Genomic DNA, 23154 nt, shown 5'->3' on the forward strand with positions numbered 1-23154 from the left:
AGCCAGGATCAAACTCTCCAAGAAAGTTGATGTAGCTCGAATGTTACGTTGGCTTCATTTCGAAAGAAATGAATATTATTGTTTGTTGACGTTCTGTTTGTTTAGTTTTCAAAGAGCAATCTTGTTTATCGCTCAAAGGCGACTTAATCATCTTACCAAGTTATCAACTTAAAGTCAACAACTTTTTTTATTTCTTTTTTCTTACTTGTTGTTGTTTCGCAACAACGAATATAAATATACCACCATTGGACTTAGTGTGCAATAGTCTTTTTATATTTTTATTCAACAATTTTAAAATAAAAATATTCATACTCTTCAACTTTTTAATTTATATATTATCTTCCAATACGTACTTGTTTTAAATTATTGGAGACAGTTTTCTTTAATAGCTTCTAGTTTTGTCCCCAACAAAAATACAAAATAAAAAAGTGCCAGAATAAAACCCGGCACTAGTTTTAAAAAATATTAGCGTTGGCGCATTAATGGGAATAATAATACGTCACGAATAGAAGGTGAATTGGTTAAAAGCATGACTACACGGTCAATTCCAATTCCTAAGCCGCCTGTTGGAGGCATACCATATTCAAGCGCTTCAACGAAGTCATCGTCCATTTCATGTGCTTCATCATTTCCTTGTTCTTTTTCCTTCAATTGAGCTTCAAAGCGTTCACGCTGATCAATTGGATCATTTAATTCCGTGAAGGCATTAGCATGTTCACGTGCCACAATAAATAACTCAAAGCGATCTGTAAATCTTGGGTCTTCATCGTTTTTCTTTGCCAGTGGTGATATTTCGACTGGATGTCCATAAATAAAGGTCGGCTGAATTAGCTTCTCCTCTACTTTTTGTTCAAAGAATTCATTAACGATATGACCATACAACATATGTTCGGTAATTTCCACACCATGCTCTTTTGCAAGTGCGCGGGCTTCATCGACACTCATCTCTTTCCAGAAATCTACACCAGTATAATCCTTAATCGCATCTACCATATGGAGCCTTTTCCATTCCGGTTTAAGGTCTACTTCATATTCACCATATTGGACAGTGGTTGTACCTAAAACCTCTTGAGCAATATGAGCAATTAGGTTTTCTGTAAGGCTCATGATATCCCGATAATCTGCATATGCTTCATAAAGCTCAATCATCGTAAACTCCGGATTATGACGGGTTGAAACCCCTTCATTACGGAAAACGCGGCCAATTTCATAGACTTTTTCCAAGCCGCCGACAATCAGTCTCTTTAAATGCAACTCAATGGCAATACGCATATATAATGGCATATCAAGCGTATTATGATGAGTGATAAACGGACGAGCAGAGGCTCCCCCGGCAATGGCATGCATCATTGGCGTTTCGACTTCTAAATAGCCATGGTTATCTAAATATCGGCGCATCTCCTGAATAATGCGGCTGCGCGTGATGAAGGTTTTTTTACTTTCTTCGCTCATGATTAAATCTAAATAACGCTGACGGTAGCGCTGCTCTACATCCTTTAAGCCGTGGAATTTATCAGGCAGCGGTCGTAATGCTTTCGTTAAAAACTCAAAATCTTGTACTTTAACAGACAACTCGCCAACCTTAGTTTTAAATAAGGTTCCGGATACACCAATAATGTCGCCTAAATCAGCCGAATTAAAAATCTCGTACTTTTCCTCTCCAACTGCATCTTGTCTAACGTATACTTGAATTTGGCCAGTTAAATCTTGAATATGCGCAAATCCGGCTTTTCCTTTACCGCGCTTTGTCATAATTCTGCCCGCAAGCGTAACGGATACATTTTTAGCTTCAAGCTCTTCTTTTTCAAGCTCTCCGTACTGTTCAATTAATTCCATTGCATTATGCGTACGGTCAAAACGTTTTCCAAATGGGTCTAACCCTTTTTCGCGCATGGAATTCATTTTCTCGCGTCTGACCATCAGTTGGTCATTTAATTCTTCTTGACTCATGCATATCAACTCCAATTATCTCTTTTTATGTAAATAGCATACTAAATCCGCATTTTTGTACATACTTTATTATTTTACACAAACTTAGGAATTCAGACATTAAAAATGTTTAAAACATAGATAAAAACTGCCAGCAATTCACTGGCAGCTACAAAGACATTATAGATAAGCCAAATTGGAAACTCAAACTTTTATCCTACTGTCACTTCTTTTTCTTCCGCTTCTGCTACTAAACCATTTAAAAGAGTGACCAATTCTTCACGGGTATTACATTCATTGACGGCATTTCGCGCCTTACCATTGCCGCGGATTCCTTTTAAATACCAAGCAGCATGTTTACGCATTTCACGGACGGCAATATTCTCATTTTTAAGTGCAATTAAGCGTTCTAAGTGAAGAATACAAACATCAATTTTTTCCCGAACAGAGGGTTCGCCCAAAAGTTTACCTGTTTCAAGAAACTGCACAGTACGATAAATCATCCACGGGTTGCCTAGTGCAGCCCGACCGATCATTACTCCATCACAGCCAGTTTCTTCAAGCATTCTTTTTGCATCCTGAGGCGTTTGCACATCACCATTTCCAATAAGAGGAATATTGATCGATTGTTTTACCTCACGAATAATGTCCCAGTTTGCTTTTCCTTCATACATTTGAACACGCGTGCGGCCATGAAGCGAAACAGCCTTTCCGCCAGCACGTTCAACTGCTTGGGCATTTCGAACCGCATAAATATGCTCTTCATCCCAGCCCATCCGCATTTTGACCGTTACCGGCTTCTCAACAGCATCAACAACAGCCGCAACCATTTCATATATTTTATCAGGATCTAAAAGCCATTTAGCCCCTGCATCACACTTTGTAATTTTCGGAACGGGACATCCCATATTAATATCAATGATATCTGCGTTAGTATTTTTATCGACAAATTGAGCTGCTTCAACGAGCGATTCCTTTCCACCTCCAAAAATTTGCAGGCTTAACGGTTTCTCCCGCTCGTCAATATAAAGCATATTCATCGTTTTTTCATTTCTAAAATTAATCCCTTTATCACTTACCATTTCAGCACATACTAATCCTGCTCCAAACTCTTTTACCGTCAGACGGAAAGCAGAGTTACAAACACCGGCCATTGGTGCTAAAACGACTTGGTTCTTCATTTCAATATCGCCAATTTTCAGCATGCAAAAATATCTCCATTTCCTATGATTCTTTTGGCGGCGCTAATTCATCAATGGTTATCTTTAAGGATTGAGCAATTCTGGTCAGCAAATCGCTGGGCGGAAGCCGATTGCCTCTCTCAATCTCTCCCAAAATTGATACTGAAACACCAAGTTCCTTCGAAAAGCTCTCTTGTGTAAATCCTTTTAACTTCCGATAGGCTCGAATACGTCTTCCCCATTTTTCCGCTTCCATATCCGGACTCCTTCTTTATCAGGTAATTCATCTAATGATGTTTGAAGTGGTTTTTCCATCCCTGGAATGATCATGTCTGGATGAATCTCCAATAACGGTACGATGACAAATGCCCGCTCATGCATTCGAGGATGAGGGACAATGAGGTTCTCTGTTTCAATATTTTCTTGATTATACATGAGAATGTCAAGGTCTATTGTTCTCGGCCCCCATTTTATTTCCCTTTTTCTTCCAAGTTGCTGCTCTGTTTTCAAACAGATTTCTAATAGTTCGTGGGCACTGTAGTTAGTTTTTATCTCCATTACCATATTCAAAAATAAATCCTGATCCTCGTACCCAACCGGATCTGTTTCATAAACAGAGGAGCAATTTACCAATTTTATTTTTGGATTATTTATGAGCTGCTTAATTGCATTACTTAAATAATCATATCGGTTTCCCATGTTTGAGCCAAGTGAAATTAATGCTGTATTTTCCACCATTATCTTCTCCTTGTAATTTCTACTGCAACAGATTTGTAATGGCCGGGAATCGGTGGGTCTGGTTTAATCATTTTAACCGTTACATCGTGGACAAGCATGAACTCCTTTAATACGGTTGCCGCAATGTTTTCCGCAACTGTTTCCAAAAGCTTATAGGGCTTCCCCTCCACGATTGCCTGACATAATTGAAAAAGCTCACCATAATGAACCGAGTACTCCAGTTCATCTGTTTCGCCAGCCTTTTTTAAATCCAAGGTAATTATTAAATCGACTATAAAACGCTGTCCGAGCCGATTTTCTTCGGGAAAAACACCATGATAACCATAAAACTCCATTTGATTCAGATAAATTTTATCCAAGGTCATTCCCCTTTCCCATGAGAACATCCATCATTTTCGCCATTCTGCTCATTTCCTTCACATCGTGAATCCGGATAATCTGGCAGCCCTTTTGAATTCCGTAACAAACGGTTGCACCTGTGCCTTCCATTCTTTCCTTAACCGGTAGGTCTAATGCTTGTCCTACCATCGACTTTCGAGAGGTACCTAATAGGACAGGATAACCGAGAGCCGTTAAAGTATCAAGACCTTGCATCATTTGGATATTTTCCCGGTAATCTTTTGCAAAGCCGATTCCGGGGTCCAATATAATTCTTTCATCCTTTACCCCTGCATTTTTCACAATCCTAATGCTCTCATAAAGGTCATTTATTACATCCCTGATGAAAAATTTATAGTCCCGATCCTGGCGGTTATGCATTAATATGATCGGTACATCATATTCTGCGGCAACCTGAGCCATCTTTTCATCTGCTTTTGCTCCCCAGATATCGTTAATAATACGGGCGCCGGCTTCAATCGCTTGTTTCGCAACCTCCGCTTTATACGTATCAATGGATAGGGGGACATCAACATGCCGGGAAACGGCTTCAATAATCGGGATTACCCGCTTTAGCTCTTCCTCTTCCGAAACTTGAGCAAACCCCGGACGAGTAGATTCACCGCCAATATCAATAACGTCAGCCCCAAGAGCAACCATTTCTTTTGCATGTTCAACCGCACGGTCAACCTCATTAAAACTGCCGCCGTCTGAAAATGAATCGGGGGTAGCATTCAAAATGCCCATTACAACCGTTTTTTTGTCCAGGTCCAAAGTGTACTCTCCACAATGGATTTGTTGTATGCCTGCTCTGTTCATTCTTCATCCTCCAAGGCAAGTCTAATTTTCTCTTTTTTAACTATACACGATTTTTTTCAAAAAAATAAGGTGTGGCTAACATAGCCATCACCTTATTGGGTTAAACGATTAATCAAGCTGGTAAAGTGGTGTACTTAAGTAACGCTCACCGTTATCCGGAATAATCGCTAATACTTTTTTCCCTTTTCCAAGCTCTTTTGCAGCCTTTACAGCCGCAGCGATAGCCGCACCTGATGAAATTCCGCCAAGAATTCCTTCTTCTCTTGCTGCACGGCGGGCGTACTCAAAAGCCTCTTCTGTTGTAATTTGAATAACTTCATCATAAATGTCTGTATTTAATGTATCCGGTATAAAGCCGGCACCAAGACCTTGAAGCTTGTGCGGGCCTGGTTTTCCACCAGATAAAATGGCTGAATCTTTTGGTTCTACGGCATAAATTTTTATGTTCGGGTAATTTTCACGAAGAGCACTGCCAGCTCCAGTAATCGTTCCACCCGTACCGATTCCGGAAACAAATCCATCTAATTGTTCCATCTGTTCAACAATTTCTTTACCTGTAGTTCTTTTATGAACCTCAGGGTTTGCTTCATTTTTAAACTGCTGTGGCATAAAGTACCCATGTTCTGCAACAAGAGCTTCAGCTCTCGCGATTGCACCTTTCATTCCTTCCGGTCCTGGTGTCAATACAAGTTCCGCACCATAGGCACGGAGAAGATTTCTTCTTTCTAAGCTCATTGTCTCAGGCATAACAAAAATTGCTTTATAGCCCTTTGCAGCAGCAATCATGGCAAGACCAATACCAGTGTTACCGCTTGTTGGTTCTATAATGGTATCTTTACCAGGTGCAATAAGACCTTTTTCTTCTGCAGCCTCAATCATCGCTAAACCAATACGATCCTTAACACTGCTCCCAGGGTTAAAATATTCTAATTTCAAATAAACTTCAGCACTGTTCTCATCTACTAATCTGTTTAATTTTACAATTGGTGTTTGACCGACTAATTCGGCAACTGAATTTGCAACACGAACCATTATTGTTACCCCCAAGTCTCTATTCCGAGTATTTTTATTGGATTTATATACAATTTACCAGTTTCAGACCCATTTTGTCAATTCATTTTATTTAGTAAATTGTTAAAATTTTTATGATTGCAAAAAACGCAGAAAAATTATCTCTGCGTTTAATCATTCATTTTTTCTTTTCCATAAAACCAATTTACTTTTGCATCATCCCAAAAAGTTTTGGCCGATGCTGGTACCTTCATTTGCCCCCAGCTTATTTTGCCTGCTTCTTTAGTTCCTCTAATTCTTCCTTTGTAAAAAGATACTTTTCATTACAGAAGTGACAATGAGCTTCAGCCTGTCCATCCTCTTCGATCATGGCCATGATTTCGGCAGCGCCTAATCCGAGAATGGCATTGGAAAAGCGCTCTTTTGAACACGTACATTGGAATTTTACCGGCATCTTTTCCAAGATGTTTACGGGCTCGTCTCCAAAAAGTTCCCCTAAGATTTCCTCAGGGGTAAGTCCTTTTTCAATTAACTTAGAAACTGGGGGGATTGTTTTTAACCGTTTTTCCATTTTTGTTATGGCTGCATCCTCAATTCCCGGCATTAATTGAAGTATAAAACCTCCTGCAGCTAGAATCGAGTCATCCGGATTCACTAAAACACCTACACCAACTGAAGATGGAATTTGTTCGGATGTAGCAAAATAGTAGGTGAAATCCTCCCCTAATTCTCCTGAAACAAGTGGAACCTGTCCCGAGAAAAAGTCACGGAGGCCAATATCCTTTATAACGGTTAATGAACCGGTAGTCCCGACCGCACGGCGGACATCAAGCTTTCCATGGGCGTTCGCTTCAAAATCAACATGGGGATTTGTAACATAACCGCGGACTTCTCCCTTTGCATTACTGTCAACAAGGATTGGACCAAGCGGGCCGTCCCCTTCAATTTTAATGGTTAATTTTTCTTCACCCTTCAGCATGGCTCCTATCATTACTCCAGCTGTTAGCGATCTCCCTAATGCTGCAGAGGCAGTCCTCCATGTATCGTGGCGGCGCTGTGCTTCACTCACCGTGTCCGTTGTACGAACTGCATACGCACGTACATGCCCGTCATAAGCAAGTGCTTTTACAAGATAATCGTTCATTTTCAGACTCCCTTCTAGTTATTATGGTGAAACGCATCTATATTTCGTTTATAAATTAACTGCAGTCCCTTTAAAGTTAAAAATGGATCGACAACGTCAATAATCGTTGATTCTTGAGCAATTAAATTAGATAACCCACCGGTAGCAATGACTGTTGGCTTTTTTTCACTTTGCTCGATCATCCTTCTTACAATTCCCTCAACTTGTCCAACATACCCATAAACAATACCAGCCTGCATGGCTGCAACTGTATTTTTCCCAATAACCCCTTCCGGACGGGCAATTTCAATTCTTGGAAGTTTCGCAGCTCTTGAGTAAAGAGCCTCTGTTGAGATACTTACCCCTGGAGCAATTGCTCCCCCCATATATTGACGTTCTTCATTTACATAGCAATAGGTTGTTGCTGTTCCAAAATCAACAATAATGAGCGGACTTCCATATTCATGAATCGCTGCAACTGCATTGACAATCCTGTCAGCCCCGACTTCCCTTGGGTTTTCATATTTAATATTAAGTCCTGTTTTGATTCCTGGTCCCACCACAAGCGGTTTGAGATGAAAATACTTTTGACACATCCGCTCTAATGCAAACATGATTGGTGGAACAACAGATGAAATAATGATTCCGTCAATTTCAGAAAAACTTAAGTTTGAGTGGTCAAACAAGGATTTGATGATCATCCCAAATTCATCTTCTGTACGATTGCGATTCGTTTCAATCCGCCAGTGATATTTTAGTTCATCCTCTTTATAAACACCCAAAACGATATTTGTATTCCCCACATCAAAGACAAAAATCAAATCTATCACTCACTTTACAGATTTATCATTTCTCACACTGAAAACATAATAACATAATTGTGTTATATCATGTAAAGAAAACTCGTCGATTGGAAAGCCCTTTAGGATGATTCATGTGGCGTGGTTCCACTTGAAGTTATACTTTTTCCGGCAAAAAAAGAGTGCTTCAATGGAAGCACTCTTTTTTCATTTACTTTTCTTCTGTATCAGAATGATCGTCTGTTTTCGTTAGGTCAACTTGTTCGTCCTTTTTTGTGTTGATGTTTACTTTTACATCCTCCACTTTTTTTGGACCAATGTGAACACTTTCAAGAGCAACGGAACTATCAGGCATCTTTCCGTTTTCAACCAAATATTTGATTTGTTCAGCAACAAGTGTTTCTACTTCAAGAAGTGTCTTAGCAATAAGATCTAATTTATCACGATTTTCAGTTAAAATCTTTCTCGCCTTCTCATAACACTCTTTAATAATCCGTTGAATTTCAAGGTCAATTTCGTAAGCAATGGCATCAGAATAATTTTGCTCATTATGCAGGTCACGACCTAAGAACACCTGTCCTTGTGCTTGACCGAATTGCAATGGACCGAGCTTGTCACTCATTCCATACTCTGTAACCATTTTGCGAGCGATTCCAGTAGCACGTTGGAAGTCATTGTGTGCACCTGTACTCACTTCACCAAATACAATCTCTTCGGCAACACGTCCACCCAACAAACCAGTAATTTTATCAAGCAGCTCTGGTTTCGTCATAAAGTAGCGGTCTTCTCGCGGAAGCATTACAGCATAGCCGCCTGCTTGCCCACGCGGAACAATTGTAACCTTGTGGACCATGTCTGCTTCATCCAGAACCAAACCAATCACCGTATGACCGCCTTCATGGAAAGCCACAATATTACGTTCCTTTTCAGAAATAACACGGCTCTTTTTAGCTGGACCAGCAATTACCCGGTCCGTTGCCTCATCGATATCTTCCATATCGATTTTCTTTTTATTAGAACGAGCAGCCACAAGCGCTGCCTCATTCAGTAAATTTTCTAAGTCTGCGCCAGAAAAACCAGGTGTACGCATTGCAATATTTTTTAAGTTTACAGCATCATCTAATGGTTTATTGCGCGCATGGACTTTTAGTACTGCCTCACGTCCAATAACATCCGGACGATCGACAGTAATCTGACGGTCAAAACGGCCGGGACGTAATAACGCAGGGTCTAAAATGTCTGCACGGTTTGTTGCAGCAATAATAATGATTCCTTCATTTGCTCCAAAGCCGTCCATTTCAACAAGCAATTGGTTTAGGGTTTGCTCACGCTCGTCATGACCTCCGCCCAAACCGGCACCACGCTGGCGACCTACCGCATCAATCTCATCAATAAAAATGATACAAGGAGCATTTTTCTTCGCATTTTCAAATAAATCACGAACACGGGATGCACCGACCCCGACAAACATTTCAACAAAGTCAGAACCACTTATCGAAAAGAATGGTACGCCGGCTTCACCAGCTGTTGCCCTGGCAAGAAGCGTTTTACCTGTCCCTGGAGGACCGACAAGCAATACCCCTTTTGGAATACGGGCACCAAGCTCAGCAAATCTTCGAGGGTCTTTTAAAAACTCAACGACTTCGACTAATTCTTGTTTTTCTTCATCTGCACCAGCTACATCTCTAAAACGAACCTTTTTCTTATCATCGTTATAGAGCTTGGCTTTGCTCTTACCGAAATTCATGACTCGGCTGCCGCCGCCTTGTGCCTGGTTCAATAAGAAGAAAAATAAGATAAAAATAATCACAAATGGAATAATGGAGGTGAAGAAGGTAACCCATCCGCTTGTTTCTTTGGCTGGCAACACATCCACATTTGTTTTTGCGCGATCGATTCGATCAAGGATTTTTTCACTGTTTGGTATATAGGTTAAGAAGTTTTTATCTTTCTGATTTTCCAACTGTCCCCGAACTTCAAAAACACCTCGTTCAGGCTGCATTGAAAACGACTTTACCTCACCCTTCTCTAAATAGGTAACGAACTTATCATATGATATATGATCAGTAGGCTCGTTGCTTCCATTAAAGAAACTGACAACACCAATGATGACTAAAAATATTAATAAATAAAAGATGGTATTACGGAAAATCCGATTCATCCCTTACCTCCTCCCACGGGTAAACAAACTATATTAAATAGTATCATAGAAAATCATTCCAATTCAAGAAATTGCACTTCATTCTGAACTTTGAAGAATGCCTTTATTTAGGTTTTGCTTAAAGGGTGTTGCTATATACTTCCGGCTTTAAAACCCCAATATATGGAAGGTTTCGATATTTCTCGGCATAGTCTAAACCGTATCCAACCACAAAAGCATCAGGTACGATAAAACCAACATAATCTGCCTGAATATCACTTTTCCTTCCGGTAGGTTTATCAAGCAATGTGACAATCTTAATTGATTTTGCTTTTCTGTAACGGAAAAGATCTACCAAGTAGCTTAAAGTCATGCCACTGTCGATAATATCTTCAATGATTAAAATATCTCTTCCTTCAACCGATGTATCCAAGTCTTTTATAATTTTCACTTCACCTGAAGAGACAGTTGAGTTACCATAACTGGATACATCCATGAAATCCATTTCAAGATAGCAGTCCATATGTTTTAACAAGTCAGCCATAAATGGCATTGCACCTTTTAAAACACCGATGGCAAGCGGGAAACGTTCTTGATATTCTTCAGTAAGCTCAGCCCCTAATTTCCTGATTTTTTCCTGAATTTCTTCTTCTGAAATTAACACCTTTTCAATATCATGTTTCATTGTTCATTTGCCCCCTAGAAAATCATTACGTTGTATATGTGAGTTGTATATAGTGCTTTGCAGAGGAATCGGTGCCTTCCATTGCTGATTTTTTTAAACCAGGAAGCCAGATAATAGAATGGTCTCCATCTGTAATAACCGGCCAAGTATCCCGCTCTTGAAGGGGAACTTTATAGTCAATGAATATATCCTTTAATTTCCTCGTTCCTGACATTCCTTTTAAAGACATTCGGTCTCCATTTTTCCTTGTCCGAATTACAATCGGCCACTTTATCTTTGCTGCATTAAAGATTGCTGAGTTAGCATCATATACTGTAGGTTCTTTATAAACAAGATTAACCCTGATACTCCCCCCATCTGGTAATTCAATCGTTGAATCCGAATGCACTTCAAAATAATATTTCTCTACACTTGAATTCTGGAATTGGAAATTCATGGTTTGATAGGACCGAATAACCATTAGTCCATTTGGAAAATCCAGTTTCCCTGATGGCCCTGAATGGTGAATCATTGAAAAAATCTGTTCAATATGTACAGCAGAAAGGGATGCAGGTTTTTCTTTGTAAAGATAGTTTAATATTAGTTGAATACCTCTCCTTTGTAAAGGTAAAGGCATATCAAGAAACGGTTTTATGTCTATGCCGATTTTGGTCTTTTCCTTTATTGTGATTACTTTATTCATGTTTTGGACAGTTAATTCCTGAAGAAACGCTTCGTCGCTTTGCAAATCTTCACTAAAGCGTTGAAAATGATCATGAACATTTGGATTTTCCCTTTTTAAAAACGGCAAAACTTCTTTTCGAAATCGATTCCTACTATAAATACCTTTATTGTTGCTTGGGTCTATTCGTGGCGTGAGTTGATTTATCCTGCAGTACTGTTCAATCTCCTCCTTTGTTAAGGTTAAAAAGGGGCGAAAAATCATTCCTTTATGAAAAGGCCGGGTAAAGGGGATGCCTGCCCGCGCTTTTCCAGTACTACCCCTTGTCATTCGCATGAGCATCGTTTCGATTTGATCATTGCCATGGTGTGCAAGAGCTAAATAGGGATAGTTATATTTCTCCATGATGGTTTCAAAAAAACGATATCGTTCCTCTCTAGCCGCGACCTGTGAACTTTTTCCGGTTCTCTCCATTATCATTGGAATATTGATCCGGGACATTTCAAATGGGATATCATGCTGCTTACAATATTCCTTGACAAACAAGGCATCTTCAAGGGACTCCTGACCGCGAAACATATGGTCGACATGGGCCGCAACAATCGCAAGGCCTCTTTTATCCTTTTGTCCCCAAAGGAAATGCAGTAATGCAAGGGAATCAGGTCCCCCTGAAACACCAACAATGATTTTTTTACTTTTTAATGAAAAGAAGTGGCGGCTCAGAAAATCCATTACCTTCGATTCCAGCATATTTCATACTTCCTCAGTTATTTTAAAATTGAATACCAATAGCTTACCACTTTTGTATTTGAACTATCAAAAACAATGTCTTCTTAATGCAAAGGTATTTTCTTACCTATTTATTACGTAGGAAACTCACAATGGTTTCAAAAAAATTTTAAAATAATCACTACATAGAAAATAATAAACACGGCTGCTATGACTCCGGTTTCAATCCAGCCTGTTTTTTTCTTCTTCTTTCGATATTGCTGCCTTGTTTTGGGCTTGTTCTTATTTAAATCTGGTGTCGGGCTTGAAGAACTATTATTGGCAGCTGCTTTGGGCTTCATGCGGTGCTTAGTGGGCGGCTCATCCGTTAATAACGCGAGCAGGTCTTGTCTCATTTGTCTCGCATTTGTATATTGTCCTTTTAGTGCATTTACCATTACTTTTTCCAAGGATTGAAGCTCTGGCTTCTGCCGGATTGCTTCTGTTAATTGTGAGAGCCCTCCTGTTGTTTTTGTGAATCGCTTTGGGTAAGCCGTATTGATCATAATCATGGCTAGTGCAAAGAGGTCGTAAGAAGGCTCGGCTACTCTTGAACCAAGCCCCCAGTATCCACGATCATAAAACTCTGTAAACTCTTTAATGGCTCTTCCAGCAATGGTAGTCCCCCCCACATCAATACATCTAATTTTTGGCGGAGGTCCGGTAACAATTAAGTTTTCAGGCTTTAAATCCCCGAACACCCATCCATTTTGATGCAGTTTTTCAAGATCATTTAGGAGCTGTAACATTAAAACAACAATCCATGATTTTCCTTTCTGCTCAATAAACGATAGTAAATCAGGCCCCTTTATATACTCCATTACATAAAAGGACACCTGCCCGCGATTCGTTCTCCAATCATCAACATCAAGCAAAGAAGGTCCGAGGGCAGACCCTTGGACCTTTGCAAAGGATTTTAAAACATTTACCTCAGAGGTAATCGACAATCCATTATCACTCATTTTCAAAGCTACTTGAGTGCCTTTATGATTCGCGAGATAAACCACTCCGTTTGCTCCATATCCCAGTTCCTTCAAAATGGTATATTGATTTGAATGCCATTTGCCTGAAATGACTGTGCCAGGGCTAACCTTACATTGACTCTTCAAAGTATGATTCATCATCACGAGAAACGAGACTCCTTAATGATTGTTTTTGATTAAAGGCAGATAAAGCCGTCCTTAGTGCCGGTCCTGTTGGCGTAATGCCTCCGGTTGATAGCTGCGAAAAGATACTTGTCAAAGATTGTAGTTTTGGTGTCCAATCCAGCAGCATTTCGACATTATTCTTTTTCCCAGGAAATACGTACACGGAATAATAATTATCTCCCGTTCTTGCATTTAAGCTGATGGAGAGGTCTAGTATTGCTTCTTTAACAGTCGGAAGCTTGTGCTTCATACTTGCACTTGTATCGACAAGAATCAACACCTCTAATTCGACAGTTTCACCTAATTCATCGACTACTTCCATTACCTCGCCACGTTTTTCAGGAGGAAGATCTTCAATGGTTTGTGAGCTTCCTAAAATTTGTTTTAGCTCTTTGTTTATGACTCCCTGGAGAGTTTGGGTCATCGCTTTCCTCGTTACCATTTGCACCGTATGAGCCAGCCGTTCCGCATACACAATTTGGCTGACTCCTCCACCAGACATTGCGATACCTTCAATTTCCGTCATACCCTTTTCATCAATCACATCATGGTCCATAACACCAATTACATTCACCGTAATACCTTGTTCTTGCGCAAGTGCTGCCATGGCAATAGGATCTTCACCATGATTGGAGCACCCATCTGTTATTAATAAAATTTGGCGGATTTTTCCTGAATACATACCCAATCTCCCTCCACATCATGAATTGTTACCATTTTCGACGGGAAGGAGATGAAATATACATAATTAGAGACTTAGCTGTGCAAATTAAAGCTTTTAGGCTCTTTTTTTCAATTTTTGTACAGGGATACTGGCCCATTTAGGAGTATTATGTTTTATTTTGGCTACTGTCACAGTCATATCATCATCAATAAATCCGGAGCTTGTGCGAATTACCTCTTCCATGATTAAATCCGCTACCTCTTGTGGATCGTCAGTTTGTAACTCCTGAATTTTTCTCTTCATCCAAAGCTCATAATTCTCGACATGCCTTGGGCCTTCAAAAACCCCATCACTCATCATGATTAACAAATCGCCTGCCTTTAGCTGTTCGCTGACGACATCGACTTCGAATTCCTCAAGCATTCCAATCGGCAAATTGCTGGCTTGTATTTTGATAATTTTATTCCCTCGCTTAATAAAACTTGGTGTCGAGCCAATCTTTAAGAATTTTGCCGATGCATTTTGCAGATCAATCATCGCAAGGTCTAGCGTTGAAAAAATTTCATCTGTTGTCCTTAAGGATAGGATTGAATTGATCGATTTAATTGCTACTTGTTCCTCGATTCCTGTTTGCAAGATTTTTTGCAAAAGCTGAATCGTCTCGTTACTTTCATAATGGGCTCTTTCACCATTTCCCATTCCGTCGCTAATGGCAATCGCATACTTGCCTAAGCCAAGTTCAATTTCTGAATAACTGTCGCCTGAGATAAAGCCGCCATCCTTTGCCGCATGGGCAACCCCCGTTTGTACAATAAACTTTTTCGAAGAGCGGAAATTCGCATGACAAAACCCATTCAAGTACTCTAAGGAATCTTCTTTTTGGACAACAATGGTTTCTCCAAGAATATCCGATAGCATCGGGGCAATTAATTTTTCACATTCCCCGTGGCTGTTGTAAAAAGGAATGGTCATCTCAATGTCAACATTTCCTTGTTCAAGGCTGTAGATTTCAACTTGCTCAATTTGGATACCGAAATCCTGAAGGGCCTCCATAATTTGCTCTTCCTGCTTATAATGATTTTCCCGCTCACGCTGAATTTCCTTTGAAAAATTCTCCATTACTTCGGAAACACCTTGAAGCTGATCAGCCACTAATCTTCTGCTTTCCCTTACTTGTTTTTTTAATTTTTGATTGGCTTGAAAAAAGGTAAGCTCTGTTTGAATGACATCATAGACTCTTTTAGACCTGGTACAATACTTGTCCCATTCTCTCGTAAGTTTTGATGGAATAGCCCCTTCGTTTTGATCCATTTCATGAATAATTTCTTCCATATAGGAATAGGTTGTATTAAAATTCTTTGCCCAGCAATGTTCTTTTTTAAAGCAGGTTTGGCATGTTTTTTCCGTTACATTACTCATAAAGTAATCCATTTCTCTCATATTTTCTTCTTCACTTGACTCTATATCCATTTGTGAAAAGCTATTGGATAGGGCGGAAAAGACATTTGAAAATTGGGAGACACGCTGTGCCGTAACATCCCGCATCTTTCTCATATACTTTTGTTGTTCAGCCGTGTATTCCGAAGTTCCCGGTATATACTTTGCTAGTCTTGAGGTGAAAACCTGTGGCGTTAAGAGGAATAAAAGAATGGCGGCGGCTGACTCCATTAAAGTTTGCGATAAAGAGCCGCCTCCTTCGCCGTACATACCGATTAAGAGAGTAGCAATAAATAATCCTATCGAAACACCTATTTTTTTCCCCTCTTTTAATAAACCGCCTAAAACACCGGAAAATGCTAGTAAACTCATATGCGTAAAGCTAGTAATGCTTGCCAGGCTAAAAATCAACCCGGTTACTACCCCAACGGTTGAACCCACTGTTGCACCGGCAATAAAAGAAAAAACTAATACAAGATATCTCGACATAATATGTTCAACAGAAAGATCATATACTTGCCAGCCAATGGTTCCGGTCATAATGGAAGCCAGCATAATGATTAAGCCGACAATTTCTTCCGTCTTTAATAGCTGCCGGCGTTTGCTCACGGTTAATAACGGGATGCTTTGCAAAAAGATCAACGTTAAAATAAAAGATAGGCTGGCCTGCACTCCGGCCATCATTCCATCGTAAAAAGTCAATTGCCCCGACAATAAGAAGGATTCAATTAATTTTCCGACACCCAAGATGATTCCGACAAAAAACGGCAGAGATTTTATTCCATTCTTCACCCACTTCTCGCCAATCCGGAAAACGATTAAAAATAAAAGTACCGCCGCAAAGGTAAATCCGGCATTTTCAATCGATAGGGTCGCAGCGCCTGCTATTAATCCAACTAATGCAAGTGGTGCGCGGTCCCTTTTTATTAAATAAACAGCTGCAAAGAAAGGGAGACAGAATGGAGTAAGTTTAGACAAGATTAAAGCACGTCCAAGCAAAAATCCCACTATTAACAAAAGGTATCCCTTTTTAATAAAAAAAGACTCCAAATAATGTTGGAGTTTTTTCACTCCCTTCTCCCACTCCCATTTGGATGAATGTAGGTTGACTTCTCCGATCGGCTCTATTAAACTAGCGTTTGACTTTTCCATAGCTCACACTCCCCTATTAATTCATCGTTGCCAACTATTATAAAGTTGATAGGGTTAAAAGTTTGTCAAAAAATTGAACGAATATGTAAATTTCGTTCGACGGTATCCACTAAATTTATCCAAATAATCTGAAATATTATATTAATTGTCGGAATTTTGTGTAAATAAATAAACGCCGATTTTTATCGGTGTTTATTTTTAAACAAAAAGACAAGTCATAATGACTTGTCTTTTTTGATCTATATTTTAAATGAACCTGCTCTTTATCCTTCAATAAACAAGCAGCAAGTTATCCTCGTCTAGCTCCTCTTCCTCCACGTTTTGACTCTGTGTTTCGTTTTAGGGAAGATAAACGATCTTCGCTATCTTTTAAAAATTTAGCCATTTTTGTTTCAAAGTTTTCTGGTCTAGAGTTATTGCGATCGTTCGTTCTGCCCTGACGAGGACGTTGTGAATGCGAATTTGAATGGGATCTTTGAGGTGCTTCTGGCCGATCTTTTGCTTTTTTAATGGATAGGCCAATTTTTCCATCCTTCTCAACATTAATGACTTTAACTTCAACTTGGTCGCCAACCTTAAGATGATCATTGATATCTTTTACATAGTTGTCTGCAACCTCACTAATGTGTACGAGCCCTGTTGAACCATCCGGCAGCTCCACAAACGCTCCGAAATTTGTAATCCCTGTTACCTTTCCCTGTAACTTGCTGCCTACTTCAATTGACATAAAAAAAATGTTCCTCCTTAAAAAAATAAAAAATCAATCTTACCTTATATTATACAGAAAGTAAAAAAACAGTGTCAATAAGACTAGTTACCGGTTGATTTTTCCTTTTTGTTTTCTGGAATATTAAAGATAATTTCATTTTTCTTTGAGAAAAAGTATTCTTTTCTCGCTAGTTTAGCAATGTAATCATCATCATTTAATTTAACAATATTCTCTTCAAGGATACCTTGTTGCTTTTTTAACCCAGTAAGCTGGTGATCGAGCTGTTTTTTTTGTGTCTTTTTTGCATCAATCATGGAAGCCTGCGTTAGAATACTGGAAATCATGAAATAAGAAACGAAAATCGCAAAAACTAAAAACAACGAAAGACGGCGCACGACTAACTTTCTTTTTCTTGCTGTTGCAATTTCAGCAAATTCTTGCTGCTCTACATAGGTTGATTGAATCTTTGCTACATTTCTTTTGCGTACCGCGCCCATTTCATAACCTCCTTACTGTTTACGCTTTTTCCACTTATCTATCCACTTAACAATATAATTCTTTATTTTCTTGAATTTTCCTGCCGTTCTATTATATAACTTCTCGACGGATTTTTTAAGACTTTTCGGCAAAAGTCTCCAAATTAATATAAATATTTTTTGAACAGGAAAGACAATGATTTTTAAAATTAACCATACTATCTTTAAAATAAATTTGACAAGGGTATAAAGGCCCCTGCCAAGAAAAATAACCATAAAAACAGCTAGTTTTATAAGACCCACAACAGGCTTATAGACTACCATTAGAAAAGTTTGTTTTAAAAAGCGGTAAATGGAAATAACGGCTGTAATCAGTAATTCCAACAGGCGAAGGTAAGTTCCTTTAAAAAGACCTTGATATCCAGCAAAGCCGCAGAGCAGGGCGATAAAGATATAAAAGCGGATTTCTCCCTTATTCACTTGAAATAAAATGTAAAAGATCAGCAATGCTTGAATCATCCAAAATAAAACGTCGTTTACGAAAACAATAAAGCGATTCCTTCTAGGGCGATTTAAAAACCGCTGATAGGTATCAAACATCACTCCAAATAATGCGCCCATTCCAATCATGGAGAGCATCGTCAGAAATTGAGTAGAAAGTGTCATCGGAATAACTTGCTAAAGAATCCTTTAGCTTTCTCCCCATGCTGTTCGTCCAAATAGACTAAATCAAAGATTTTGCCCTTAATTGAAACAATGCCTTTTTCAACATCGAGATTTTTCATTTGCAGATTTTGGCCTTTAATGGCCAAAAAACCCATGACTGTTTCTAATAAAAATTCTTCATTATCAAAGCTTTCTACCTGTTTCACACCTGTAATGTCTAAAAGCTTTCTTCCCCTCATAATCACATCATGTTCTGGAACGCTGCTCTTTGTTGTATTCACATCATAATATTGGCTCATTCTTCATCCCTCACAGTCAGTTGTACAAACCTTTTTGTACATGTTATGTGAGGGATAAAAGAATTAGAACAAGCACCTATTCTAATTCTGATGAGCCCATCTTTTCTTCTTTTAAGATGGTATACATCTCAGCCGCTTCTTCCTTACGGGATGTTTCCTGAATACGGTCAATTCTGGCGGTTACTTTTCTTTGACCTAAGCGGATGGTTAGCTCATCCCCGACCTTAACCGTTGAGCTGGCTTTAGCTTCTTTCCCGTTAATCTCAATTCTTCCTTGATCGGATACTTCTTTTGCTAATGTCCTTCTTTTAATCAATCTCGAAACTTTCAAAAATTTATCAAGGCGCATCTATAACTCCCCATTCCTATAGTCCTTTTGCTTTCGCTTCATCCCAAAACCGGTCAAGCTCATCGAGATTGTATTCCTCAAATGTTTTTCCGCTTTCCTTTACTTTTTCTTCAATGTATTGGAAGCGGCGGATGAATTTTTCATTTGTCTCAAATAATGCCTCTTCGGGATGGATATCTAAAAACCTGGCTACATTGACAAAGGCAAATAATAAATCCCCAAACTCTTTTTTGGCAAGTTCAAGCTGCTCTTCCCCGCCATTTAACTCATTCTCAAATTCTTGTAGCTCCTCTTTCACTTTCTCCAATGCAGGGGTAATTTCCTGCCAATCAAACCCAACCTTTGCCGCTTTCTTTTGCAGCTCATAGGCTCTTATCAAGTTGGGAACCGATTTGGAAACTCCTGAAAGGAGCGATTCCGGCTGTTCGCCCTTTTCCTGTTTTTTTATTTCCTGCCAATTTTGGAGAACTTCCTGTGAATTTTCTGCCTTCACACTTCCAAAGACATGGGGATGTCTTCGGACCATTTTGGCTGAAATCCCTTCAATCACATCGTCGATGGAAAAATAACCTTCATCCTCGCCAATTTGGGCATGCAGCAGAACCTGCAGCAGGACATCCCCCAGTTCTTCAATTAAATGATCCAAATCACCCTCATCAATTGCTTCAATCACTTCATAGGATTCCTCAATTAAATATTTCTTAAGTGATTCATGGGTTTGTTCCTTATCCCATGGACAGCCATTCGGTCCGCGTAATTCCGCAATAATTCCCCGAAATTTCGCAAATGTTTTAAATAAGATTTCTTCGTCTTGTACAGGTGGAACATAGACAGATGTAAGATTATTGATGCCAACGTTGCGGTCAAGTTCATATAATGGCAGTTTCTCAATCTTTTCCTGACGGCTTCCTGCAGCTGTAACGATAAAGACCTCGTATTCATCAGGCAAACGTTCCATTAAGGTTAATTTTACATTTGAGGCAACGAATTGATCATAAACCTGACTTATGATCATATGCTGTTCCACTTGCAGCTGATTGCTGCTGAGTGCCGTTCCATCTAGCAACTGAAATCCATCTATTGGATCAATTTTTAAGGATTGAAATAAGGCGTCAATAAAACTCTGCCCCCCGCCAATAATGATTTCGGCCCCTTCTTTGGGACCTTGCTCTAATAGCAGCTGGACAGCACGCTCGGCAACAAGCGGATGTCCGGGAACAGCATAAATGACTGTATTTGTTTTTGCTAGGTTTAGCAGGGTTGCGGTAATCTCCTGATATACCTCCTCAAATTGATCATGTTTTTCATAAATCGAATCAAATGATGTGTAAGTAAAACCCTCTTTTACCAATTCAGTGACAACCGGATGCTCTTTTGTCCGTAAATAGACATGTTCAGATTGGATTAATTTTTTATATACACCTAACGGGAGCTGCTCCAAATCCCCGGCACCCAAACCAAGTATTTCAATTTTTTTCATACTCTAACCCCTCACCTTTTTTAGGCAATAACCGAATTAATTTACTTCCAAGCGGGAATAAAGCCAATTCTTCCACTAAAAAGACTTTCCCGCGGACCACAATCAATAAAAATAAAATTCCTCCCAATAAAACTCCGCTTAATGCTTGAAATGCAGATCCAACCCTTACCGCCATGTGGGAAAGATATAAGAAATTAGTTAAATATAAATACCCTTTTAAAAAACCAGCCATCACGATAGCCGCCGTTAGAATGGTTCGAATAAAGCGGATCGTAAAAACGGGAGCATTCATCAAGTTTTTAAGCTTTAAATATAACATGAAATGAATTATGAATAGAGTAATAATCGTCGAAATCGCTGCCCCCATGATGCCAAACAGCGGACAAAAAATCAAATTTAGTCCATATTTTATCGGAAACGAAAGAACGACTGTTAACGCAGGAAAGAGTAAAATTCCCATTCCCTGCATAATCGCAATCATGGTTGAAATGACCGAGGTAAATAAAATAACAAAACTAAGGACCCCTAATACCGATGAGCCGGATCCATTTTCAAAAAGCATGGTATTCGTCGGTTTAATAATGGCCCAAAGTCCTGCAGAAGCTCCTATGCCAATTACAAGACTGATTCTCATTGCCAGTTGAATTTTATGATGTAAAAAATCCGGCTCCTCCTTTAATCTCCCGCTGGTTATCAGTGGAACAAGCGATAAGGACATGGAGGTCGCCGCGACTGTCCCCAATTGGATCAGTGGCTGACCGCGGTCAAAGACCCCTTTTAAGCTTTTCGCCAAATTTTCTTCCGTCCCATTAGAAACAAGAAGAGAATAAAGATTTAAGGAATCACCCATTTGAATAAAGATCATCAGCATCCCGCTGATACAAATAGTCAGTCCTTGAAACAGCAACTCCTTGAAAATCCAATTTGTTTCTCTTTTTAAACCTCGATCCATTCCCTGTTTCGTGCCTACTCGTTTCCATTCTTTGCGAAACTTTAGAAATGTAAACAAAATAAGAGCGGAAACAATACTGCCCGTAATCGATCCAAACATCGCACCTCCGCCGACGAGATATAGGGAATAGCCTTTACGTGTAAAAAGATAGGCAAGAAAAATTATCGTAACGACTCGTGTAATTTGTTCCCCAACTTGGGATAAGGCAGTTGGAACCATGTCTCCATTCCCCTGAAAATAGCCTCTTAATACCGCCACAATGGGAAAAGTCAAAAAAACAATGGAAACGACCTTTAATAGAATCGATAACTTTGGGTCATTCATTAACAGGGCAATTGGCTGTGCCCCTGCATATAGGACTAAAAAACAAAGAAAACCAAAAATCTGTAAATAAAGGAATGATCCTAGGAGCAAAAGCTGTGGTTTTCCATTATCACCAGCTTCTTTTTGCTCGGTATATAATTTTGAAATAACGACTGGAAATCCGGTGGTTGCAAGAACCATGGCAATGCCATAAAACGGATATACTTGCTGGTATATGTAAAAACCAACATCACCGACAATATTTTGAAACGGGATGCGGTAAAAGGCACTCAAAATTTTGGTAATCAGGGCAGCAATCGTTAAAATGAAAGCCCCTCGAAAAAGAGCCTTTGATTGATTCACGGGCTTCAAAACATTTCTCCTCCAAACAGAAAAGCGTAAGCGCCATGTCGGGCTAGGCGCTGGAGCTAGACAAACAAACTCCCATGTATTATAGCATAGGAAAAGCCTTATTTCCGTACATGAAAAAAGACAGCATACGCTGTCTCTTTTATTAATATAAAGTATATCTCTCTGAAACTAGATAACTGTCCAGCTCCAGCGCCCAGCGACTAATGTACTTCACTCACCTCCCTACGATAAGTCAACATCGAATCGCTATCGCTCTTCGTGTTTCCTTTATCTCAGTCGGCTCGCTCCAGTCCATACGTCGCTAAACAGGGCGCTTCCGCTTTTCTAGTTTATTGCTCCATCTGTCTTGCTAAGAATCCAGCAGCTGTTTCAACAGCCTTTTGTTCAACTTCTCCAACTGTTCCTTCTTTAGAGAAAATAATAACTGCTCCAATCGGATCGCCATTTGCAATTATCGGTCCAATTGTATATGATGAAATCGTTTCCGCGCTTCCATCTGACAAGGCTACTTCACCCTGTTGAGTGACAAGAACGGAATTACGGTCCTCCATCGTTTTTTCAACTAAATCACTAATATTTTTATTTAAGTAATCCTTTTTGGAACCTCCAGCAACAGCGATATAGGCATCTCTATCACAAATTAGTACTGGATTTCCAAGGCTGTCAAAAAGGGCTTCCGCATATTCTTTGGCAAAATCGCCTAATTCGCTAATTGGTGAGTACTTCTTTAAAATCACTTCTCCGTCTCGATCCACAAAGATTTCTAACGGATCCCCTTCACGAATACGCAAGGTTCTACGAATTTCCTTCGGTATGACAACACGACCCAAATCATCGATTCGACGAACTATTCCAGTTGCTTTCATCCAATGTTGCCTCACTTTCATCTGATGATTTAAACTAACTTGGTAATG

The 23154-nt window shown here is 39.5% G+C and carries 23 protein-coding genes; all 23 read right to left on the reverse strand.

The features are described 5' to 3' along the window. Positions 1–465: 465 nt before the first annotated feature. On the reverse strand, positions 466–1950 hold the full coding sequence (gene lysS / locus J2Y67_RS23365) for a lysine--tRNA ligase (protein WP_310177810.1): 1485 nt from the start codon (positions 1948–1950) through the stop codon (positions 466–468). Positions 1951–2141: 191 nt separating this feature from the next. Next, the gene (gene dusB, locus J2Y67_RS23370; RefSeq protein WP_310177811.1) at positions 2142–3134 is read right to left on the reverse strand and encodes a tRNA dihydrouridine synthase DusB; all 993 of its coding nucleotides are present in this window, start codon (positions 3132–3134) and stop codon (positions 2142–2144) included. Positions 3135–3153: 19 nt separating this feature from the next. After that, the gene (locus tag J2Y67_RS23375; protein ID WP_310177812.1) at positions 3154–3366 is read right to left on the reverse strand and encodes a helix-turn-helix domain-containing protein; all 213 of its coding nucleotides are present in this window, start codon (positions 3364–3366) and stop codon (positions 3154–3156) included. After that, positions 3318–3845: a 2-amino-4-hydroxy-6-hydroxymethyldihydropteridine diphosphokinase gene (gene folK, locus J2Y67_RS23380; protein ID WP_310177813.1), complete on the reverse strand. Its 528-nt coding sequence runs from the start codon at positions 3843–3845 to the stop codon at positions 3318–3320. The genes J2Y67_RS23375 and folK overlap by 49 nt, the downstream gene beginning before the upstream one ends. A 2-nt stretch (positions 3846–3847) precedes the next feature. Further along, on the reverse strand, positions 3848–4207 hold the full coding sequence (gene folB, locus J2Y67_RS23385) for a dihydroneopterin aldolase (protein ID WP_310177815.1): 360 nt from the start codon (positions 4205–4207) through the stop codon (positions 3848–3850). Continuing rightward, entirely contained in the window at positions 4200–5045 is an 846-nt protein-coding gene (folP, locus tag J2Y67_RS23390; protein WP_310177816.1) for a dihydropteroate synthase, read from the reverse strand. The genes folB and folP overlap by 8 nt, the downstream gene beginning before the upstream one ends. A 108-nt stretch (positions 5046–5153) precedes the next feature. Next, positions 5154–6077: a cysteine synthase A gene (gene cysK / locus J2Y67_RS23395; protein WP_310177817.1), complete on the reverse strand. Its 924-nt coding sequence runs from the start codon at positions 6075–6077 to the stop codon at positions 5154–5156. A 244-nt stretch (positions 6078–6321) separates the two neighbouring features. After that, positions 6322–7200 carry an Hsp33 family molecular chaperone HslO gene (hslO, locus tag J2Y67_RS23400; protein WP_310177818.1) on the reverse strand — a complete coding sequence of 293 codons (879 nt, stop codon included), beginning with the start codon at positions 7198–7200 and terminating at the stop codon, positions 6322–6324. Positions 7201–7214: 14 nt separating this feature from the next. After that, positions 7215–8000 carry a type III pantothenate kinase gene (locus tag J2Y67_RS23405; RefSeq protein WP_310177892.1) on the reverse strand — a complete coding sequence of 262 codons (786 nt, stop codon included), beginning with the start codon at positions 7998–8000 and terminating at the stop codon, positions 7215–7217. Positions 8001–8190: 190 nt separating this feature from the next. Continuing rightward, positions 8191–10140, reverse strand: a complete 1950-nt coding sequence (ftsH, locus tag J2Y67_RS23410; RefSeq protein WP_310177819.1) for an ATP-dependent zinc metalloprotease FtsH — start codon at positions 10138–10140, stop codon at positions 8191–8193. 118 nt (positions 10141–10258) lie between these two features. Then, entirely contained in the window at positions 10259–10804 is a 546-nt protein-coding gene (gene hpt / locus J2Y67_RS23415) for a hypoxanthine phosphoribosyltransferase (protein ID WP_310177820.1), read from the reverse strand. A 25-nt stretch (positions 10805–10829) separates the two neighbouring features. Beyond that, a complete protein-coding gene (tilS, locus tag J2Y67_RS23420) occupies positions 10830–12215 on the reverse strand; it encodes a tRNA lysidine(34) synthetase TilS (RefSeq protein WP_310177822.1) in 1386 nt (461 codons plus the stop codon). Positions 12216–12352: 137 nt separating this feature from the next. Further along, the gene (locus J2Y67_RS23425; RefSeq protein WP_310177895.1) at positions 12353–13357 is read right to left on the reverse strand and encodes a serine/threonine protein kinase; all 1005 of its coding nucleotides are present in this window, start codon (positions 13355–13357) and stop codon (positions 12353–12355) included. Next, positions 13326–14063: a VWA domain-containing protein gene (locus J2Y67_RS23430; protein ID WP_310177824.1), complete on the reverse strand. Its 738-nt coding sequence runs from the start codon at positions 14061–14063 to the stop codon at positions 13326–13328. The genes J2Y67_RS23425 and J2Y67_RS23430 overlap by 32 nt, the downstream gene beginning before the upstream one ends. A 96-nt stretch (positions 14064–14159) precedes the next feature. Beyond that, complete coding sequence (gene spoIIE, locus J2Y67_RS23435; protein WP_310177826.1) at positions 14160–16634, reverse strand: stage II sporulation protein E; 2475 nt, start codon at positions 16632–16634, stop codon at positions 14160–14162. A 289-nt stretch (positions 16635–16923) separates the two neighbouring features. Beyond that, positions 16924–17361, reverse strand: coding sequence for a S1 domain-containing RNA-binding protein (locus tag J2Y67_RS23440; RefSeq protein WP_310177827.1), 438 nt, complete (start codon positions 17359–17361; stop codon positions 16924–16926). A gap of 83 nt (positions 17362–17444) precedes the next feature. Beyond that, positions 17445–17840 carry an FtsB family cell division protein gene (locus J2Y67_RS23445; RefSeq protein WP_310177828.1) on the reverse strand — a complete coding sequence of 132 codons (396 nt, stop codon included), beginning with the start codon at positions 17838–17840 and terminating at the stop codon, positions 17445–17447. Between the two features lie 12 nt (positions 17841–17852). Further along, positions 17853–18485, reverse strand: coding sequence for a spore cortex biosynthesis protein YabQ (yabQ, locus tag J2Y67_RS23450; RefSeq protein ID WP_310177829.1), 633 nt, complete (start codon positions 18483–18485; stop codon positions 17853–17855). Beyond that, positions 18482–18784: a sporulation protein YabP gene (gene yabP, locus J2Y67_RS23455; protein WP_026574024.1), complete on the reverse strand. Its 303-nt coding sequence runs from the start codon at positions 18782–18784 to the stop codon at positions 18482–18484. Before yabP ends, yabQ begins: the two co-directional genes overlap by 4 nt. Before the next feature lie 76 nt (positions 18785–18860). Continuing rightward, positions 18861–19133: an RNA-binding S4 domain-containing protein gene (locus tag J2Y67_RS23460; protein ID WP_310177833.1), complete on the reverse strand. Its 273-nt coding sequence runs from the start codon at positions 19131–19133 to the stop codon at positions 18861–18863. A gap of 16 nt (positions 19134–19149) precedes the next feature. After that, positions 19150–20613, reverse strand: a complete 1464-nt coding sequence (gene yabN / locus J2Y67_RS23465) for a bifunctional methyltransferase/pyrophosphohydrolase YabN (RefSeq protein ID WP_310177835.1) — start codon at positions 20611–20613, stop codon at positions 19150–19152. Continuing rightward, positions 20600–22231, reverse strand: coding sequence for a putative polysaccharide biosynthesis protein (locus J2Y67_RS23470; RefSeq protein ID WP_310177897.1), 1632 nt, complete (start codon positions 22229–22231; stop codon positions 20600–20602). The genes yabN and J2Y67_RS23470 overlap by 14 nt, the downstream gene beginning before the upstream one ends. A 338-nt stretch (positions 22232–22569) precedes the next feature. After that, on the reverse strand, positions 22570–23106 hold the full coding sequence (gene spoVT / locus J2Y67_RS23475; RefSeq protein ID WP_310177837.1) for a stage V sporulation protein T: 537 nt from the start codon (positions 23104–23106) through the stop codon (positions 22570–22572). Positions 23107–23154 lie beyond the last annotated feature (48 nt).

This window comes from Neobacillus niacini, from assembly GCF_031456445.1.
GTDB classification, from domain to species: Bacteria; Bacillota; Bacilli; order Bacillales; family Cytobacillaceae; genus Neobacillus; species Neobacillus niacini_I.

Bases quoted from the DNA above. Each gene is read 5' to 3' on its own strand.
- J2Y67_RS23430 (WP_310177824.1), bottom strand. From the start codon at position 14,063: ATGTATTCAGGAAAAATCCGCCAAATTTTATTAATAACAGATGGGTGC.
- J2Y67_RS23425 (WP_310177895.1), bottom strand. From the start codon at position 13,357: ATGATGAATCATACTTTGAAGAGTCAATGTAAGGTTAGCCCTGGCACA.
- yabP (WP_026574024.1), bottom strand. From the start codon at position 18,784: ATGAGCCAATATTATGATGTGAATACAACAAAGAGCAGCGTTCCAGAA.
- J2Y67_RS23440 (WP_310177827.1), bottom strand. From the start codon at position 17,361: ATGTCAATTGAAGTAGGCAGCAAGTTACAGGGAAAGGTAACAGGGATT.
- spoVT (WP_310177837.1), bottom strand. From the start codon at position 23,106: ATGAAAGCAACTGGAATAGTTCGTCGAATCGATGATTTGGGTCGTGTT.
- spoIIE (WP_310177826.1), bottom strand. From the start codon at position 16,634: ATGGAAAAGTCAAACGCTAGTTTAATAGAGCCGATCGGAGAAGTCAAC.
- folP (WP_310177816.1), bottom strand. From the start codon at position 5,045: ATGAACAGAGCAGGCATACAACAAATCCATTGTGGAGAGTACACTTTG.
- hslO (WP_310177818.1), bottom strand. From the start codon at position 7,200: ATGAACGATTATCTTGTAAAAGCACTTGCTTATGACGGGCATGTACGT.
- lysS (WP_310177810.1), bottom strand. From the start codon at position 1,950: ATGAGTCAAGAAGAATTAAATGACCAACTGATGGTCAGACGCGAGAAA.
- J2Y67_RS23445 (WP_310177828.1), bottom strand. From the start codon at position 17,840: ATGGGCGCGGTACGCAAAAGAAATGTAGCAAAGATTCAATCAACCTAT.
- yabQ (WP_310177829.1), bottom strand. From the start codon at position 18,485: ATGACACTTTCTACTCAATTTCTGACGATGCTCTCCATGATTGGAATG.
- J2Y67_RS23460 (WP_310177833.1), bottom strand. From the start codon at position 19,133: ATGCGCCTTGATAAATTTTTGAAAGTTTCGAGATTGATTAAAAGAAGG.
- ftsH (WP_310177819.1), bottom strand. From the start codon at position 10,140: ATGAATCGGATTTTCCGTAATACCATCTTTTATTTATTAATATTTTTA.
- cysK (WP_310177817.1), bottom strand. From the start codon at position 6,077: ATGGTTCGTGTTGCAAATTCAGTTGCCGAATTAGTCGGTCAAACACCA.
- tilS (WP_310177822.1), bottom strand. From the start codon at position 12,215: ATGCTGGAATCGAAGGTAATGGATTTTCTGAGCCGCCACTTCTTTTCA.
- yabN (WP_310177835.1), bottom strand. From the start codon at position 20,613: ATGAAAAAAATTGAAATACTTGGTTTGGGTGCCGGGGATTTGGAGCAG.
- hpt (WP_310177820.1), bottom strand. From the start codon at position 10,804: ATGAAACATGATATTGAAAAGGTGTTAATTTCAGAAGAAGAAATTCAG.
- dusB (WP_310177811.1), bottom strand. From the start codon at position 3,134: ATGCTGAAAATTGGCGATATTGAAATGAAGAACCAAGTCGTTTTAGCA.
- J2Y67_RS23375 (WP_310177812.1), bottom strand. From the start codon at position 3,366: ATGGAAGCGGAAAAATGGGGAAGACGTATTCGAGCCTATCGGAAGTTA.